Source organism: Roseimarinus sediminis, from assembly GCF_050433125.1.
Lineage (GTDB): Bacteria > Bacteroidota > Bacteroidia > Bacteroidales > Prolixibacteraceae > Roseimarinus > Roseimarinus sediminis.
Genome location: NZ_JBNPXV010000004.1, coordinates 278,744 through 295,420 on the forward strand (window position 1 = coordinate 278,744; position 16,677 = coordinate 295,420).

At 43.6% G+C, this 16,677-nt stretch carries 8 protein-coding genes; all 8 read right to left on the reverse strand.

The annotated features are described in order from the left end of the window. Positions 1 to 364 precede the first annotated feature (364 nt). On the reverse strand, positions 365 to 736 hold the full coding sequence (locus tag FHS86_RS07375; protein ID WP_429412345.1) for a GxxExxY protein: 372 nt from the start codon (positions 734 to 736) through the stop codon (positions 365 to 367). Positions 737 to 904: 168 nt separating this feature from the next. Continuing rightward, positions 905 to 5,425 (reverse strand): cohesin domain-containing protein, encoded by a 4,521-nt coding sequence (locus FHS86_RS07380; RefSeq protein WP_429412346.1) that lies wholly within the window; start codon positions 5,423 to 5,425, stop codon positions 905 to 907. Between the two features lie 11 nt (positions 5,426 to 5,436). Then, a complete protein-coding gene (locus FHS86_RS07385; protein ID WP_429412347.1) occupies positions 5,437 to 11,232 on the reverse strand; it encodes a right-handed parallel beta-helix repeat-containing protein in 5,796 nt (1,931 codons plus the stop codon). 520 nt (positions 11,233 to 11,752) lie between these two features. Then, a complete protein-coding gene (locus tag FHS86_RS07390) occupies positions 11,753 to 12,625 on the reverse strand; it encodes a hypothetical protein (protein WP_429412348.1) in 873 nt (290 codons plus the stop codon). Positions 12,626 to 12,786: 161 nt separating this feature from the next. Further along, positions 12,787 to 14,001, reverse strand: coding sequence for a metallophosphoesterase (locus FHS86_RS07395; protein WP_429412350.1), 1,215 nt, complete (start codon positions 13,999 to 14,001; stop codon positions 12,787 to 12,789). Between the two features lie 64 nt (positions 14,002 to 14,065). Then, positions 14,066 to 14,518 (reverse strand): PaaI family thioesterase, encoded by a 453-nt coding sequence (locus FHS86_RS07400; RefSeq protein WP_429412351.1) that lies wholly within the window; start codon positions 14,516 to 14,518, stop codon positions 14,066 to 14,068. Positions 14,519 to 14,530: 12 nt separating this feature from the next. Then, positions 14,531 to 15,565 (reverse strand): selenide, water dikinase SelD, encoded by a 1,035-nt coding sequence (gene selD / locus FHS86_RS07405; RefSeq protein ID WP_429412352.1) that lies wholly within the window; start codon positions 15,563 to 15,565, stop codon positions 14,531 to 14,533. A gap of 10 nt (positions 15,566 to 15,575) precedes the next feature. Continuing rightward, entirely contained in the window at positions 15,576 to 16,640 is a 1,065-nt protein-coding gene (gene mnmH / locus FHS86_RS07410; protein WP_429412354.1) for a tRNA 2-selenouridine(34) synthase MnmH, read from the reverse strand. Positions 16,641 to 16,677 lie beyond the last annotated feature (37 nt).

The following is a 16,677-nucleotide window of genomic DNA, read 5'->3' on the forward strand; positions in this document are numbered from 1 at the left end:
TAGTAATGGTTTTAAGCAGATTATACCCACTTGTGGGCATCTTTATACCCACCGGCCTCGCAGATTTCATAAAATTTTAAACATTTTAACTTCGTATACCTTGCGGACAACCCTGTTTCTGGTGCAATGCCACGTTCAATGTGCTAAATAGAACCCGGCTTGTTGTAAAACACGACGTTTACTATAAAACCTTAAGGAGTATTCTCATCTTACCCGAGTGAGTAATACTATCTTACCCGAGTGAGTAATTCTTTCTTACTCGAGTGAGTAATTCTTTCTTACGCGTTGGGGTAATTTCATTGTAACCTGCCTGCAAACCGCTCTCAGCCAATTCAACAAGGCAGCTATTCATGTCGTAAGATTGTTATTTTATGTATCTCTTTAATCCGTCTTTTAGTCGGGTGACATAAAAATTAATCAGTAAGCCAATTTTTTTATTGGCAAACTTCATATAGGTCAGTATTTGTGCTTCGTGAACCGGGCTGAAAGCTTCGACTGTTTTAAGTTCAATCACAACTGTATCTTCAACTAAAATATCAATCCGGTATCCGCAATCCAGTTTTATCTCTTTGTAAACGACTGGAACGGGCTTTTGACGCTCGAAACGTAGCCCGGCAATTTTCAGCTCGTAACACAAACATTCTTCGTAAGCAGATTCAAGCAAGCCCGGGCCAAGTTGCTTATGCACCTCGATGGCACAGCCTATTATTATCTCGCTTATCTTATTTATTTCCATGACTGTATTTTTTCCTCTGTGGCCCTCTGTGTTCTTCTCTGTGGTTCTCTGTGAAATAAAAAAAAGCTACACAGAGGGCCACAGAGAACCACGGAGGGTATTTCTCTTGCTGATCCTTTCCTGTTAAATCCTTATTAAACAGGATACGTGTTATTCCTTTTCTTCTGCCTATTTCAGTATAATTTTTACAGTCTTTTCATTGATCTGGCAAAAATAGAAACCTTGTTTCACACTGTTCCCTTCCATATTGTCGCCCGTCCATTGCAGCTGAAGCTCACCTGCCGCCATGCCATCGTAGAGCGTATTAACCAACCTCCCCAGTGCATCATATACCGCCACTCTTACTTGCATTCGTTTAGTTGTTTTTAAATCGATATTAACAATCTGGGATGAAGGAACAGGATAACACTTGATGGTAAGCACGTTTTCATCCATTCGGAGAATGCCAGATTTGTTTTTTGCACTGGCTATAAGGGTTTCACCGTGTTCAAAGCAGGTCGTGGTATTGTTGAGCGCTGCAAAGTCAAGGACTGATTCCAGGTCGTTGCGATACAGCCTGATTGCTATCGGATTGCCATCACAATATCCATTTGGCAGTGAACTTAATCCATCGTTCCTCGATACCGGAATACTGAGGTAGTTTCTTGTCATTTGCCCATTGCCAATAGTTGCAGATCCTACGCATGTTTCGCCATCGAAAACCCCGATCTGGTCGCCCGCATTAAAGCCATTTTCTGCTAATTCAACCAGGTAAATATTCATGTGATCGGTACCGTTGCCCTCAAAAGCCGGCCTGAAATAAGCCGATGCCAACCTTTCGGGCACCACAAGGGCCGATTTCGACAGGTCGTTGCTAATGGTGAGTTCACAAGCGGCGCTTACATTCACCTTGTAGCCTTTGCCGGGTTCAAGGTCGCCGATGCTGTTGTTCCAACCTCCGAGAAAGCTGCCAAGGTCTTCGATTGATTGTCCGGTTTCGTCCATCACTTTCCTGAGCTTTCCCTGATCAATAAGCGACTGAACCACTGCCTTGCCATCCTGATTACCCGAAGTGGGGAAGGAGATAATGTTCCAGCCTGCATTCAGCAGAATCACAAAAGGCATTTCAAGCGGTGCACCTTCCATTTGCAATTCACAATTGGCAGTCACATTCACTTTATAACCATCGGTGTTCAGCAGGTCACCAATGTTGTTGTTCCATCCTCCCAGGAAACTGCCCAGATCTTCGATCGATTTACCGCTTTCGTTCATCACCTTGCGCAGCTTGCCGCTATCGATCAAAGGTTGGAAAATGTTCTTCAGGTTCAGGTCGGATGGGATCACCGTTGACGAGATAATGTTCCAACCGGTATTAAGTGCAATGTGATGGGTAATGGAAGCAAAGCTGGCTTGTATGCTATGGTTTTGTGTTACATTCTCGAAAAGGTATTCATCAACAGCACCTATACTTTGGCCATTAACAAGTACATCGGTAATATAATAGCCATCGTTTGGGGTAATTACAAAACCTTGTTCGGAACCAGATGTTACTTCCACTTCTCCAGAAGGTTCAATCATACCATTATTGCCAGCTGTAGCAGTGATGATGAAAAAACCAGCATCACTACCTTGTGTAGTTACCGTAATCGGGCCAGCCCAGTCACTTAAAATATCCTGACTACAGCGGGCACGAACATAAAAATCGTAGCTTGTATTTGCTGATAGTCCCTCAACCTGGTGGGTTCTTTGGCTTAGCTGCCCTATTAATGTACCACCACTCTCAGGATTAAAATTCTGAGCACCATAGAGTAAATCCCAACTATTCTCGGCACCCTGAGATATCCACTGTAGATCAATTGTAGAAGATGTTACCTTGAAGGCTGACAAATTTGAAGGTGTTGAGCAGCTCCCCAACACAACAACATCTACTTGATCGTAAGCACTACAATTGTTTCCTGCAGTTACGGTTAAGGTATAGGTAGTGTTGACTTCGGGCGATGCTATTGGACCGGAAATACCCGGATTGTCAAGGCTCGTTTCGGGTGTCCAGTTGTAAACGAATGGTTCCACGCCACCTTCTGCCAGGCCTTCCAACTGTACCGATTCGTCTTTGTTAATAGTAACATCTGTTCCTGCATTCACCCGAAGAGGATTCGCAACAACAGATATATTGCCATTGTTAAAAAAAGCAGTAATGAGATTGCCTTGTATATCACTGTATTCACAGCTTTCCTGACTCTGGGTATCCCAGGTAAGGCTTGTGCTGACACCCGGTTGTGCTTTAAACCTGTAGGTAAGCAATTGACCGGAACCAATATTTGCAGCCTGTAGTGACGCCCAGCTCATAATTACCTTGTTTTCAGATTGGTTCACAACAAGATAGCCGGAATTAAGCTCACTGTGCTGAGAATGATATCCATCGAAGGAAAGCTTGCTTTGGTCAAAGCTCAAGGTCAGTGATATACCCCCCACATTGTTACAATTGGTAACCATTATGGGTACATCGATGTTTGTTGTGCAGGAGTTTACAATCGGGCTTAATGCTGTGTTTATGGCCGCAGCAGTTACCGTAAGTGTAGCTGCCGTAGAATAGGTAACTGGTTCGCAGGCACCAGTAACGCGACAACGGTATTGAAAAGCATTCAGGTTGGTGTTTGCCGGGTTGATGGTCATCGTTTTAGTAGTCACACCACTATAAGGGTAAGTGGTTGACAAATCTGTCCAGTTTTGCCCACCATCGCTGCTCACTTGCCAAAGATAAGTGAGTGATGTGCCGCTGGCACCTACAGCAAAGCTTACGCTGCCTCCATCGTGTATTGATTTGTTCTGCGGGTCAGCCGTGATCGCCGTTGTGAGGTTTACCGTGACACTGCCATTGATGAAATCGGTAAAAATAACTGTTCCTTCTGCATTGGTATATTCGCATTGGCCTTGCGTTTGTGTATCCCAAACCAGATTGGATGTTCCCGATGCACCATCAAACAACAACTCTACGAGTAAATCATTTCCTATTGTTACCTCTTCGGTATTGTACCAGGTGAGATAAACTTTCCCCCCTATAGCATTGGCCACAAAATTGTCGTTGGCCAAATTGCTGTTAAGGGATTGGTAGCCCTTGAAGGTCAGGAGCACATCGTTGTAAGTGAAGCTTATCGACATACTTGAAACGCCAACAAAGCGTTCTACATTCACGGGCATTACAAGGGTATTTTCCGGGCATTCAGCAATTGCTTTTAACCGCGTTGTAATTTTTGGCAAAACCGTTAAAAGCACTGCTTCCGACACCAACTCAGGATTACAAGTACCTGTGATTACGCAACGGTAATAATTCCCGCTCAATGTAAGGTTGGAATTGTTAAGCGTAAGCGTAGTTGTTGTTGCACCCGCATAGAACTCACCATTGTTAATATCTGCAAAGGTTTGACCGTTATCGGTACTTACTTGCCAGCGGTATTTTATATCGGTAGCCTGCGCCTCAACACCAAAGGTGGTATTTGTCATCTCTGCAATGGTACGGGCAGTGGGCTGTTTGCTAATTGTTGGAGGCAATAAAACATTAAATGATTTGTTTTGGAACACACTTATAATTTTTTGCCCATCCAAGAGAACATACTCGCATTGGCCGGTAATATCGGAATTCCAGTTCAGGTTAACCGTGCCTGTTGCCCTTTCAAAAAGAAGTTCCACCAATTGCTTATTTGTGCCAAAGCTCTTCGCTGTGGTCGAAGCCCAGCTCATATAGAGGGTGCCATTTTCGGCATTAAGCACAAATTCCCCTTCCTGCAATGCAGGGTTAAGCCCCCTGTAACCAGTGTAGGTAATCAAGTCAGGGTTGTAATTGAACGACAGGGAAAAGGCTGCAACATTGTTGAACTCTTCTGTCATTACAGGAATTGGCACTTCACCCGGGCAGATGCTCGAAATGTCGAAGAAGGTGACCAAAGGCTTTACAACAGTAAGCAAAGCAGGTTCGGTTGACAGAACGGACGGGCATGTGCCGGATAATTCACAGCGGTACAAATACCCATTGTATGCTATGGGAACATTGCTAATGATAAGTGTGTGTGTGCTTACTCCAGAGAAACCATCCCCGTTTGAAAGCATTTGCCAATTTAGCCCGTTATCGACACTCTGATACCAGCTGTAAGCCAGGTTAGTGCCGGTAGCATTTACTGTAAAACTGATATTCTGATCTTCAAGAACCAATTTATCAAGCGGTTGAATATTGATTTGTGGTGCACTCTGAATATCGGCTTGTCCATTGATAAATGTAGCCGGCATTGTAGTTCCGTTAATATGCCCATATTCGCAGTTGCCAGGAGTTTGGGTATCCCAGTTCAATGTGCTTAAACCGGGACCAGCCAAAAACCTGAGTTGCATAAGGGTGCCTTCACCTATATTGGCACCTGATTGTTTTGTCCATACAATGATAACGGAACCAGCATTTGCATTCACAATGAGCATGCCACCCGACAATTCGGAATGGGCATTCTCATACCCTTTATAGCTGAGCAATTGATCGTTGTAGTTCAATACCAGCGATATTGCTCCTACCTGGTTAAAATTGGTGACATCTATTGGCACCAATATTTCCGAAGGGCAGGATGTAAGCGATCGGGCTGTCGTCTCTATAGTCTGTGCATGTAGTATTGCAGGCCATAAAAATTGCAAAACCAAGAGCAACAATAGGTATTTTAATCGTTTCTTCATTGGTTAAAGACTTAAAATGAAATGACCATTTTGCTCACATGTTCCTGCATAGCAACACCATTAAAAATGGTAGTTTTCAATTGATATACCCCGGGTTTAAGTTTTGAAGCATCCAAAAGTAAATTGTGCTCACCTTCAGTCATATCAGTATGGAACAAACGCATTTGGCACTGTCCTGTAATATTATAAACCTCTACCTTAACATTTGCATCTTCGCTAAGGCTAAAACTTAGATTAGCTTTGCCCTTAGTGGGATTGGGGTAAAGCTTGTAGTTTGCCAAACCTGCATATTCATGAATGCCTGTTTTGGCGGTAAGCATTTCTGGTGCTTTCAACACAACACCATGGGCCGGCTGGCCGCTATGTTCAGCAAGCTCGCTGTTGGGATAAATTTCCAGTTGAATGTTGCCATAAAGGTTTTTGAGATCAAGGGCTTTCATTTTCAAATTGACCAGCAAAGCACCATCTTCCAATTGCAGATGATTAAGGTCGCACCATGCGATTTTTACCAGGCCATGCTGGGCAGCATAATAGTGGTTGTTTGAACCATCGCTAAACTCAACGGCTTCGAGTTCCAAAAACTCATCAGGATAAATAAAAGCAAGCGAAACGGCACCCACATTCATACCTGTTTCAATTGTCACGGGCAAATCGAAAGAGCTAAAAGAGCTGATAGGAAGCACACCTTCCGGCACAAGCGAAATCAGCATGCCAGTGCCATCATTCCCGGTCTTACCCGACACTTCTGATGAGCTTGCCGAGAGTGATCCCCCTTTTAAGTGAGCAGCTGGGGTGACTCCACCCCCTGTAGGCAGGTATGATATATTCACATCGCCGAAACAAAGCGTTTTAAGGTTTTGGGTGCAGGCTTCCTCTTCAAAATATATGTCGTCAACATGATACACATAATCGCCTGTCGGAAAATCATTAATCAGGCCAGCAAAGCGTTTCATCACAAACAAGGCATCGGTGGCATTTACGCTTTGACTATAGTTGACATTAGCAGCAGCATAAGGAATGCCGGAAAGTATGCTGACTTTGGCAAAATGATTGAGAATAGCCAGGGCATCGGTGGCATTAACTCCTCCCCATGGATCAGATGGTACAATATCGAGCTGATAGCTGCCCGATGGAAACTGGCCAAAAGCATAAACTCCTGCATCGTTGGTGGCCGTTGTAGCAATCTCGTTACCATCAAAATCCTTGATGACCATTGCAGCATTTATCATTGGCGAATTGGCATCGTTGGAATAACCAAGCGTGCCACTTAAAGTCATGCTTTCATCATTTGATATTGGTATATGGGCAAATGGTGTAAAAACCACCTGTCCTTTTGTGTTGTTGTCCGATTTGTCGAACACTTTCAGGGCTACAAAGGTTGAATCCATGGTGCCCCAGTAGTTGTAACGGGCATTGATATTATTAACGCTGTTGTTATAAACATCAAAACCCACATTGTTGTAGAAATTGCAGGAAAAAAGCGGGTTGTCACCTATCACCGGGTTACTTGTTCCGTCTAATAAGATGCCATTCGCTCCATTGTTCACGATTGAGCTTTTTTGTAAAGTAATACTTGTATTGCTTAGAACAAGCCCATCCTGTAAGGCATTCCGAATGATACTTGACTCAATAAACGGCTGATTAGTACTTGACGAACGAATATTGTACAAATTACCTTTTTCAACGACACAATGTTTCATCGTAGATTCATTACTTGCTCCACCGCTACGGTCGAAATAAATACCTTCCCATCCACCAACTTCACCGTTATAAGCTGTTAAAGTAATTGGGTTATCAGCTGAGCCATTTGCCAACAAGCTGCTGCCATAACTTGTACCAGAACCTTTAAACTCCAGGCGTTTACCTGGCTCAAAAGCAAGTGTCACCCCAGGGTTAAGCGTAAGCGAGCGAATCCCTTGATATTCATAATCAACAATGATATTATCCAGCACATGATAAGGTACACCATCGTGTAAGAAGGAAATACTTTTATAGATCGTTCCTCCCGGAAATGCAATGTAATCGGGCTTATTATCGCTGTAGGTATTGCCCGATATATATGGGCTGCAATCCCAATTAGTGAAAAAGATAGGATATCTTCCATTATTCACAATATCGCTATTGGTGATGGAAGGATTTGCAGTAGTGAGACTGAAACCATCTTGTGCTGCCAGTCGGACAATGCTGTTTTCGATTGTCGGCTGATTGGTCTGGTTGATACGAATATTGTAATTATTCCCCTTTTCAACGACACAATGTTTCATAGAGGATTCGTTACCCCATCCGCCGCTTCGGTCGAAATAAATACCTTCCCAACCTCCAACTTCGCCATTGAAAGCAGTAAACTTAATGGTACTATCGGCAGTACCCTGTGCATGGAGGCTGCTACCATAACTTGTTCCTGAACCTTTTAACTCTAGTCGTTTCCCTAGATCAAAAGCAAGTGTCACTCCGGGATTAAGCTTAAGTGTACGTATCCCTTGATATTCATATTCAACAATGATATTATCCAGCACATGGTAAGGTACTCCATCGTTTAAAATGGTGAAGCTAGAAGTATAGGTTCCACCTGAAAGTGCTATATAATTGGGATTATTGCCAGTGTAAGTATTTCCTGAAATATTCGGGTTGCAACGCCAGTCGGTATTGTTTATCGGATAGGCACCATTATTGATAATTTGTGTATTGAAAATACTTGGGGATGAATTGAAAAGTCTGATGCCATCTCCCGCTGCCAGTTGAATAGTCGAATTGTCAATATTTGGTTCTGTATTGTTTTCACTGTATATGTTGTATTCATTCCCTTTTTCAACGATGCAATGGTTCATGATCGATGAATTACCATAGCTACTGCTACGATATTCGAAAAGAATTCCATTCCAACCTCCTGATTCACCATTATATGCCGTAAAAGTGATTGGCAGTTGAGGTGTACCCTCCGCAATTAGGCTACTGCCACCATATCCAATGAGCAAACCTTTTTCAGGGGCAAAGTGCAAACTCACGCCAGCTTCAATTGTGAATAAGCGCTGGTCAGACCAATTACCATGTAAGTTAATGTCATTTTGGACCCAATATGGTGCACCATCGAAATAAACTGTTCGGTCAGCAGTGTAGATGCCGCCCGACAATACAATAAAATCGGGATTGTTGCCGGTGTAGGTGTTCAACTTATTTACCGGGCTTGACAACCAGTCAGTCAGATAAAGCGGATAACGCCCATTGTTAAGGAAGTTGCAATTTTCGATGTAGCCAAAACTGTTCAGGTATTTTGCGCCATCGAGCAGTGCCAATTGAATGGTGCTGTTTTTAATATGAACACTGGTGGTATTATCTGCATAATAGTTGTATTCATTTCCTTTCTCGATGGTTACATAATCCAATACCGAAGGGCCTGCTTGATTCTGGTCACTTCGGGGTTGAAAATAAATACCTTCCCAACCGCCAATATTTCCATCCCACGAGGTGAAAGTGATGGTGCTATCGGCAGTGCCTATCGCATACAGCTCTCCACCAGCCCAAATGGGACTTTCAACACCTACCTGAATCCTGGCTCCAACAACAGCCTTTATGTTGTTACCGGGCTCGATGGTCAGCCTGATGGCGGGGTTGTTGCCAATATTTACACTACCCAGCAAAATATAATCGTACGATATGGAGTTCCACACTTTGCTCGAAGTGGTTACGTTTCCACCATCGATTACAATGCCGTTATAGGTATTGCCGGTTAAAACAGGTAAGCCATTGGGCTCATGGAAAGTAAAGTTGGGCGAAGGATACCTTATTGCATACAGGTTGTTCGATATGCTTGTACTGTGGTAGGTTGGCACCGAGGCCGTTGATGTTAAATGCACTCCAGCCACTGTATTATTATCAATCGAAGAGTTTAGCAGGGTAGGATTCGAATTTTCGAGATACAATCCATTTTCAGCATTTTTGGAAATGGTACAATCTTCCAGATTAATGTGGGAGTTGTTTAGCCTAATTCCATTACCAGAGGAATTTCGGAGGGTTGAATTCTTTAGCAAAGGTTCATTTGAGCCGCTACAATATAAGTTCGCGTTGTTGGTACCATGGCCGCCATTGGCAATTACCGTGTAATGGAACTGTGATGAAACCCCTTCGTCGCTGTTTGTGTGATAATAGATTCCTCCCCATAAGCCATCGGTATTTGTGTAACCAAGGAACTTAACAGAATCAGCAACAGTTCCCTGGCAAATGATGTTGGCTTGCTCAACATGCATTACTACACCCGGTAAGAAAAGAATTTCGGTTCCGGCCTCAAAAGTGTGTGTGCCGGCGGTAAAAACGATGTCGGCTGTTGCCCAATAAGGGCTCATGGCTTTGGTGAAAGTTGGGATGTGATTCAGGTTTCCTGCCAGTTGGCTACCTAAAGTAAAGAGCCTCATTTCGTCAAAACTGCCGTTGGCCATTCCTGTGCTTGTAAAGTTGACTTTATATTGCAGGTACTGCTTGTCTTCGTTCACTTCAATTGGGCTGGTTGCAGAATAAGCTGTCCATGGCCCCCAGTTTTCGCCGGCAACTGCCGTGCGGTATGCAATGTTTACGGTAGTTCCTTCGGGGGTGGTTTTGTCAAATGTCAATTCAGTTATCTGTCTGTTGGCACCCAATTCGTAAAAGGGGTTGGAGACGAAAAGACCATTTTTTTCATATTGAAGCGATAGGCCCAGGTTTGCATAGCGTGTATTGTGAATGGGTGATCCCGAATTATTTACACCACCACAATAGCCTATTTGTCCATTTGAAGAAAAAGCTGCACCGTCACGGGTATAATCATACATTACATTTGCTGCCAAATTCCAGCTCATTGGAGCAGAATTGATATCGGCATAATATACCGTATTGTTCAAAGTTCCGTTTGTTTCGCCTGCCAGCACGGTAATCAGGCCATTCATCACTACCGATGAGTGGTTGCTAACTGTTACAGGCAAATTTGTTTCGCTAGTCCAAGCAGACAACTCGCCCGAAACATCTGATACCGCAGAATAAACCGTTGAGACCTTTTCACCACCAATGGTAAAGCCTCCAAGAACAAAGACTTTTTCGCCCTGTACCACCATGGTATGTCCAGTTAAAGCTACCGGCAAATCCGTTGTATTTGAAAATTCGGTGAGTGTGTTGTCAGGAAGAATTTGTGCACAATAAACATTGTTGCATGCATCTGTACCGCTAACATTTTCAGCTCCACCTGCTACATAAATAAAGCCATTGCTGTAAACCGCAGTATGTCCCCTTAAGCTTGTCGGCAGTGTAACGTCGAGCGTTTGCCAGTCACTCAGTGAACCATCGGTGTTAATTGTTGCATAATGAATGGCGTTGAATACTTCGGTATCGTTACGGCCACCCAGCACATAAATAGCATTTGTGCCTATAACCATTGCATGATCCCTAAGCCCCTGGGGTAATTGGCTTAATAAGGTATATCCCCCTATTCCTCCAGCTTGCAATACTGCATGATAAACCGAATTCGAATAGTTTAGGCCGTTAAAACCGCCAGTAACATAAACAAAACGATTGTTCCATGTTGCTGTTTTATGCCCCATAAGGGTTTGGGGCAATACGGTGGTGGTTAACCATTGCCCAACTCCGTTAGCCTGAAATGGCAAGCTAACTGAATTGTTGGTTACAACCAGGTCGTTGTAGCTGCCTTTGTAGAAGTCGGCGTTGGTTGTTTGCGGAAACTGTACCTGAGCAGATACTGTTGCCAATGTTATTATGATTAGGATTACTAATCCTGAAAGCACTTTTCCTGAGAAAGAAAAGATTGCTTTGTTTTTCGTTTTCATAATTTATTCTTTTAGTGGCTTTTTATTATGTTTTATTGAAGTTATGGCATTAAAACAAAACCTGAATATGGTTTCATTTTAGCTGTTTTTTTACTTTAGTTGCATCGTAGAATGTTTAAGATAGTATGTTGATGTATTTACACCTCAGCCAGATATGACATGGTGTAATACTGTTGTTCATTTAAAACTGCATGGAGCTACAGCTTCTTTTTTATAAACGACGGGTGGACCGCAAAAGCCGAAGCAGATCTGGAAGTAGAAAAATAAAAATGGGGCATAAGCCTTTACACAGGATGAATTATCCCGTTTTCCTGCAAAAAGGGTAGCTTTCATTTTGTCGTTTGTTGAATGTCATTTGCATCGTGCAAATTATTTTACGTATCGCAATGTTAATGACGGATTTAATTGCTTACCACCTGCATTCCGTTCATTATTGTATAACAAGTTAAGAAAGCTATTTCAGAATAGTAATGGTTTTGAGTCGATTATACCCATTTATGGGGATCTTTATACCCACCGGCTATTGATTGAACCACCCGATTTTGTCGAGGTAGTCAATCACGTCGTGCATGCAGTTGAAGGTGATGTGAGGAAAAGCAATTCGGGCTTTATCGATGATGCCGCGATGATGCTGGCTGTCGGAAATGTATTTCTTGATGGTATTTCGCGGATATTTTAATGCTTCTGAACAGTTGACGGTATTGGCACCAACGTGCTCATGATAGAACTTTAGGATCTCAGTCTGCGCAGCAAGTAATTGAAAGGGTTGTATGGCAAAACGAAATTTCCTGAGCTGTTGATTCCATTCGGGATGGTAATGCTTGTTGTAGTATACTTCAAAGCTAATATCAACCAATTCATGCTCATGAAAATGATTTTCGATGGTGAAGGTATTGATGTGTGAAAGCAGTTGATTCTGCTGATTCAGTGCCAGGGGTTTTGTTTCGCGCACAACCCAAAAGCTTTCTCCATTGTACAAATGCATTGGGAAACGGGCACAGAAAGCCAGTAAACGCACATCATGCTTGTCTTTGATGGAATGGTAAAAAAGATAGGCGGCTTTGCTCCAGAACAGAAATTCACGTAAATAGTGTGCCGAATGGTATTGGTCTCCAATAAAAGCATACAAATCACCAAGCTTAAAATCTCCCTTTAAACTGAAATACTCTTCAAGCTTTTGCGAAAATACTAAGTGACCCTGAACACTTTCAACAACAAAAAACTGACGGGGGAGGTGAGGAGACTTGTCCGAAGCATACGATTCAACATACTTCAGAACCTGATTCACTTCAGCTTGATTGCTGATTTGATCGAGCGGATTCAACTGATTGATGTGGCTAACAAAATCATGCGCATCATTCATCAACAGTTCCATTTGCCGGGGATCGTTCATGGTCTGGGTTTTTTGTTCAATTTAAGAAATAGGAACCAAAAACTCAAGTACTAACTACTGATAAACAATGTTTTATGCTGGCAATTACCTCATATTATACAAATATAAATACTACATTGATTAACGATATGATAATTTGAAAGTATGATTTAGTGATGTGGCTATTGGCTGCGCAACTCAATAAGGGTTATTTCGGGCCAGATCCCCACACGTCCGGGATAGCCGATACTTCCAAAGCCGCGGTTAACGTACAAATGCTTATTCCCTTCACTAAAAAGCCCGGCCCACTCGGGGTAGCGGTATTTTACGGGGCTCCATTTGAATTGCCCCAGCTCGATGCCAAACTGCATGCCGTGGGTATGCCCGCTGAGGGTTAAATCGGCTTTCCCGCTGTCAACCACCTGTTCGCGCCAATGACTGGGATCGTGCGAGAGCAGTACTACAAAATCGTTCGAAGTCAATCCATCGAGGGCTTTTTGAAGATCGCCGTGCTGGGGAAAAGGTGGTTTACCCCAGTTTTCAACCCCGGCCAGATAAATGGTATCACCACCACGTGCCAGGGCAAGGTGTTCATTCTTCATTTGCCTGAAACCCATTTCATGCTGAATATCACGCAAGAACTGTACATTTTGATTCTTTTCATCAGGCGTTTTCCAGTCCACATAGTCGCCATAATCGTGATTGCCCATTACACTGAATTTACCGTAAGGAGCCTTCAATCCTGCTAACATTTCAACATAAGGCACTGCTTCTTCGGCACGATTGTTCACCATGTCGCCTGAAAACAAGATCAAATCGGGCTTTTGCTGCATCAGCAGGTCAAAGCCTTTTTGTACCCTTTGTTGTTGATCGAAAGTTCCCAAATGCAGGTCCGAAATATGAGCTATGGTGAAGCCATCGAAGCTTTCGGGAATTTTTTCAGAATGTATGAGCTGATGATGAAGCCTGAACTGATAACGGCCAAACCAAACACCATAATTAACCAGTACGAAGGTTAGAAAGGCAATTCCCAGTGCTAAGGAACCTGAAACAAAACTGCGTGTAATCATTTGTGCCGGTCTGAATTGAACAGCCGATTGAAAGAGCCATAAAAAGCCCCGTAAAATGTCTTCGGTGAAAAAGATGGCTGTCATTAGCAGGTTAGCCATGATAAGCGAAAAGGCCATTCCAAAAAGCAGATTTTGCAAAAGACCGGTTCCCTCAGGCTGTCTCATTCCTGTCATCATCATGATTAAGCCGGCAACAATAAGCACTGCTGATACGATACTGGTCAGTTGAAAGAATCCTGAGCCACTGAACAAAGATGCTCTCAGCCCCAAATAAGCATAGAGTTGGATGGCTATGATGAATAAAATGAAAAGTATTATAGCAAGCATTCGCACAAATTTCAGTTTTAATTAGAATGAAGTAAACAGTTTCAGTTAAAATAAGTTGAAAAAATCAACGAACGATCAGCTGGTTAGTCGTAGCCTGTGCCATGAGCTTGTTTTTCAGGTTAAAAGCTTTGGCGCTTAAGAACAGGGTCGTGCGTGAGTGACCTGTAACTTCCGTTTCGATGTAAAAAGGTTCGTCAAGTGGCACCGGGCGCAGGTACTGTACATTCATATCGATGCTTACAATCGGTTTTTTACAGGTAGCCACGCCCAGGGGACCAAAGGTGTCGTCGAAACAGGCAGCAATAATTCCTCCCTGTACAGTGCCCTGCGGATTGGAAAAATGGCGCGGAACCCTGAAACCGGTAAGTAACTTTCGTGCAGGTTCATAATTGATGAACTCGCCTCCCAAAGTGGCAAACGAAGGAGGAGGCAATTGGTAGGGCATGCCCTCGGGCAGTTTTACCGCCTGAAGTGCTTCGTTTAGCTTTGCTACATTTTCGATGTTGATGCTGTACATAGGCACAGTGATTTATACAACGGTAATTAAATGCTTACTCTGCTCTAGTAATTCCCCCAAACAAGCCACATGTAGTTGATGAGCTCTCAGGAGCTGTTCCACTTCTTCTTTGCTGTTTTTTTCAACAGCGATCAGTAATCCGCCACTGGTTTGCGGGTCACACAGAATGAATTTGTCACTGTCATTTTTCAATACAACATGCTCACCATAACTGGCCCAGTTTCGGTGAGTTCCTCCGGGCACACAATTCATTTCGAGGTAAGCCTTTACCTGCGGAAATACCGGTATTTTACCGAGTTCGATAGTGGCCGAAAGCTTACTGCCTTCACACATTTCGACCAAATGGCCCAGCAAACCAAAGCCGGTTACATCGGTCAATGCTTTTACCCCTTCGATTTTAGCCAGTTCACTGCCAACCTTATTGAGTCGGATCATTGATTCAGGTGCCAGCGAAGCATCTTCTTTCTTCAATTTTCCCTGTTTCTGAGCGGTAGTGAGTACACCAACACCAAGCGGCTTGGTCAGGTACAATAAATTGCCTTCGGTGGCCGTGTCGTTTCGCTTGAGCTGATCAATGGCCACACGTCCGGTAACAGCCAGACCGAAAATGGGTTCGGGGCTGTCGATGCTGTGTCCGCCAGCCAGTGGAATCCCAGCGTCGCGGCAACAGGTTCTGCCGCCCTCAAGCACCTGTTGGGCAATTTCGGGTGCCAGCTTATCGATTGGCCAGCCAAGAATGGCAATGGCCATCAACGGGGTACCGCCCATGGCATAAATATCACTGATGGCATTGGTAGCAGCAATTTGCCCGAAGGTAAAGGGATCGTCGACGATGGGCATGAAGAAATCGGTGGTGCTGATGATGGCTGTTCCGTCATTCAGATCAAAAACTGCAGCATCGTCGCGACTGTCGTTGCCTACCAACAACCTGCTGATGTCGGATTGTTCAATGTTGGTTTTAAGAATGGTACTCAGTACCGAAGGTGAAATTTTGCAGCCACAACCTGCGCCATGACTGTATTGTGTGAGTTTGATAGAATCTTCCATGAAATATTATTTAACTGTTTTGACTTTGATCAAGTTCAGAAGCTGTTTCAGCCTTAATCTGTGATTTGGCAAACTGAAGCAGTAAAGCAGCATTTCTTGCCGCATTGGTGTCACGAAGCGGGAGTTTCAGTTTGGGCGAATTCCTCATGTTCATCCCTTTCGTGTAACTTTTGTCGTAGTAATGCAGGGTGATAAAAGCTACCTGGTCAAACTGATTTTGTTCGAGTAAGTTAAGTGCTTCATTTACATTTTGTCCTCCCAGGCGTTTCGAAATGCGTTGAATGGATGCTGCCAGTTTTTCCTTATCACAGGCAGCATAATCTTCTACCAGGTGCTTAACCCTTTCTTCCCTGGGAATATCAATAAAGTACAATGTCGAAGTTCTAATTTGACGGAACAAAGGCATGGGTAATTTTACTGCACCAATGTTGTGACTTTCATCCTCGATCCATATTGGAGCGTTCAGGTCAAGTTGCCTCCAGACTTCATACAGCTGGTTTTCAAACTGCTCGACGGTAGGTTGTTCAGCCTGACCAATGCCTCCGAAAGCCGATCCTTTGTGATGGGCAAGTCCTTCGAGATCGATGACCTGATGTCCGGCCTTTTTCAATTCGTAGAGGATGGGGGTTTTCCCACTTCCGGTATAGCCACCCAATACCATGAGTTCCGCTTTCTGTTCAAAAGCATTGAGCACATGGTTGCGGTAAGCTTTGTAACCTCCTGTAGCTATCTTCACTTCACCGAAACCATTGTCGCTTAGATGCTGTGCAAACGATCGGCTGCGCATGCCTCCGCGCCAGCAATGAACAACAACTTTGCCGTCGGGTGCAAGGTTTTTGGCGCAATCAATAAAATGCTGAAGTTTGGGAGTCACATACTGATAACCCGCTTTGATGGCCGCTTCTTTCGATTGCTGCTTGTATACAGTCCCCACATGTGCTCTTTCCTCGTTTGAGAAAAGCGGAACATTATGGGTTCCGGGAATGTGTCCTTTTTCGTATTCTCCCGGCGATCTGACATCGATCACAGGCCAATTCAGTTCAAAAACATCTGCTATGTTGATTTCTGAAATCATGGGGCAAAAGTAGTCCAATTGTTGAAAAAACTGTATC

Excerpts from the sequence above, each read along its gene's own strand:
- selD (WP_429412352.1), bottom strand. The coding sequence starts at position 15,565 with ATGGAAGATTCTATCAAACTCACACAATACAGTCATGGCGCAGGTTGT.
- FHS86_RS07375 (WP_429412345.1), bottom strand. The coding sequence starts at position 736 with ATGGAAATAAATAAGATAAGCGAGATAATAATAGGCTGTGCCATCGAG.
- FHS86_RS07395 (WP_429412350.1), bottom strand. The coding sequence starts at position 14,001 with ATGCTTGCTATAATACTTTTCATTTTATTCATCATAGCCATCCAACTC.
- FHS86_RS07400 (WP_429412351.1), bottom strand. The coding sequence starts at position 14,518 with ATGTACAGCATCAACATCGAAAATGTAGCAAAGCTAAACGAAGCACTT.
- mnmH (WP_429412354.1), bottom strand. The coding sequence starts at position 16,640 with ATGATTTCAGAAATCAACATAGCAGATGTTTTTGAACTGAATTGGCCT.
- FHS86_RS07380 (WP_429412346.1), bottom strand. The coding sequence starts at position 5,425 with ATGAAGAAACGATTAAAATACCTATTGTTGCTCTTGGTTTTGCAATTT.
- FHS86_RS07390 (WP_429412348.1), bottom strand. The coding sequence starts at position 12,625 with ATGAACGATCCCCGGCAAATGGAACTGTTGATGAATGATGCGCATGAT.
- FHS86_RS07385 (WP_429412347.1), bottom strand. The coding sequence starts at position 11,232 with ATGAAAACGAAAAACAAAGCAATCTTTTCTTTCTCAGGAAAAGTGCTT.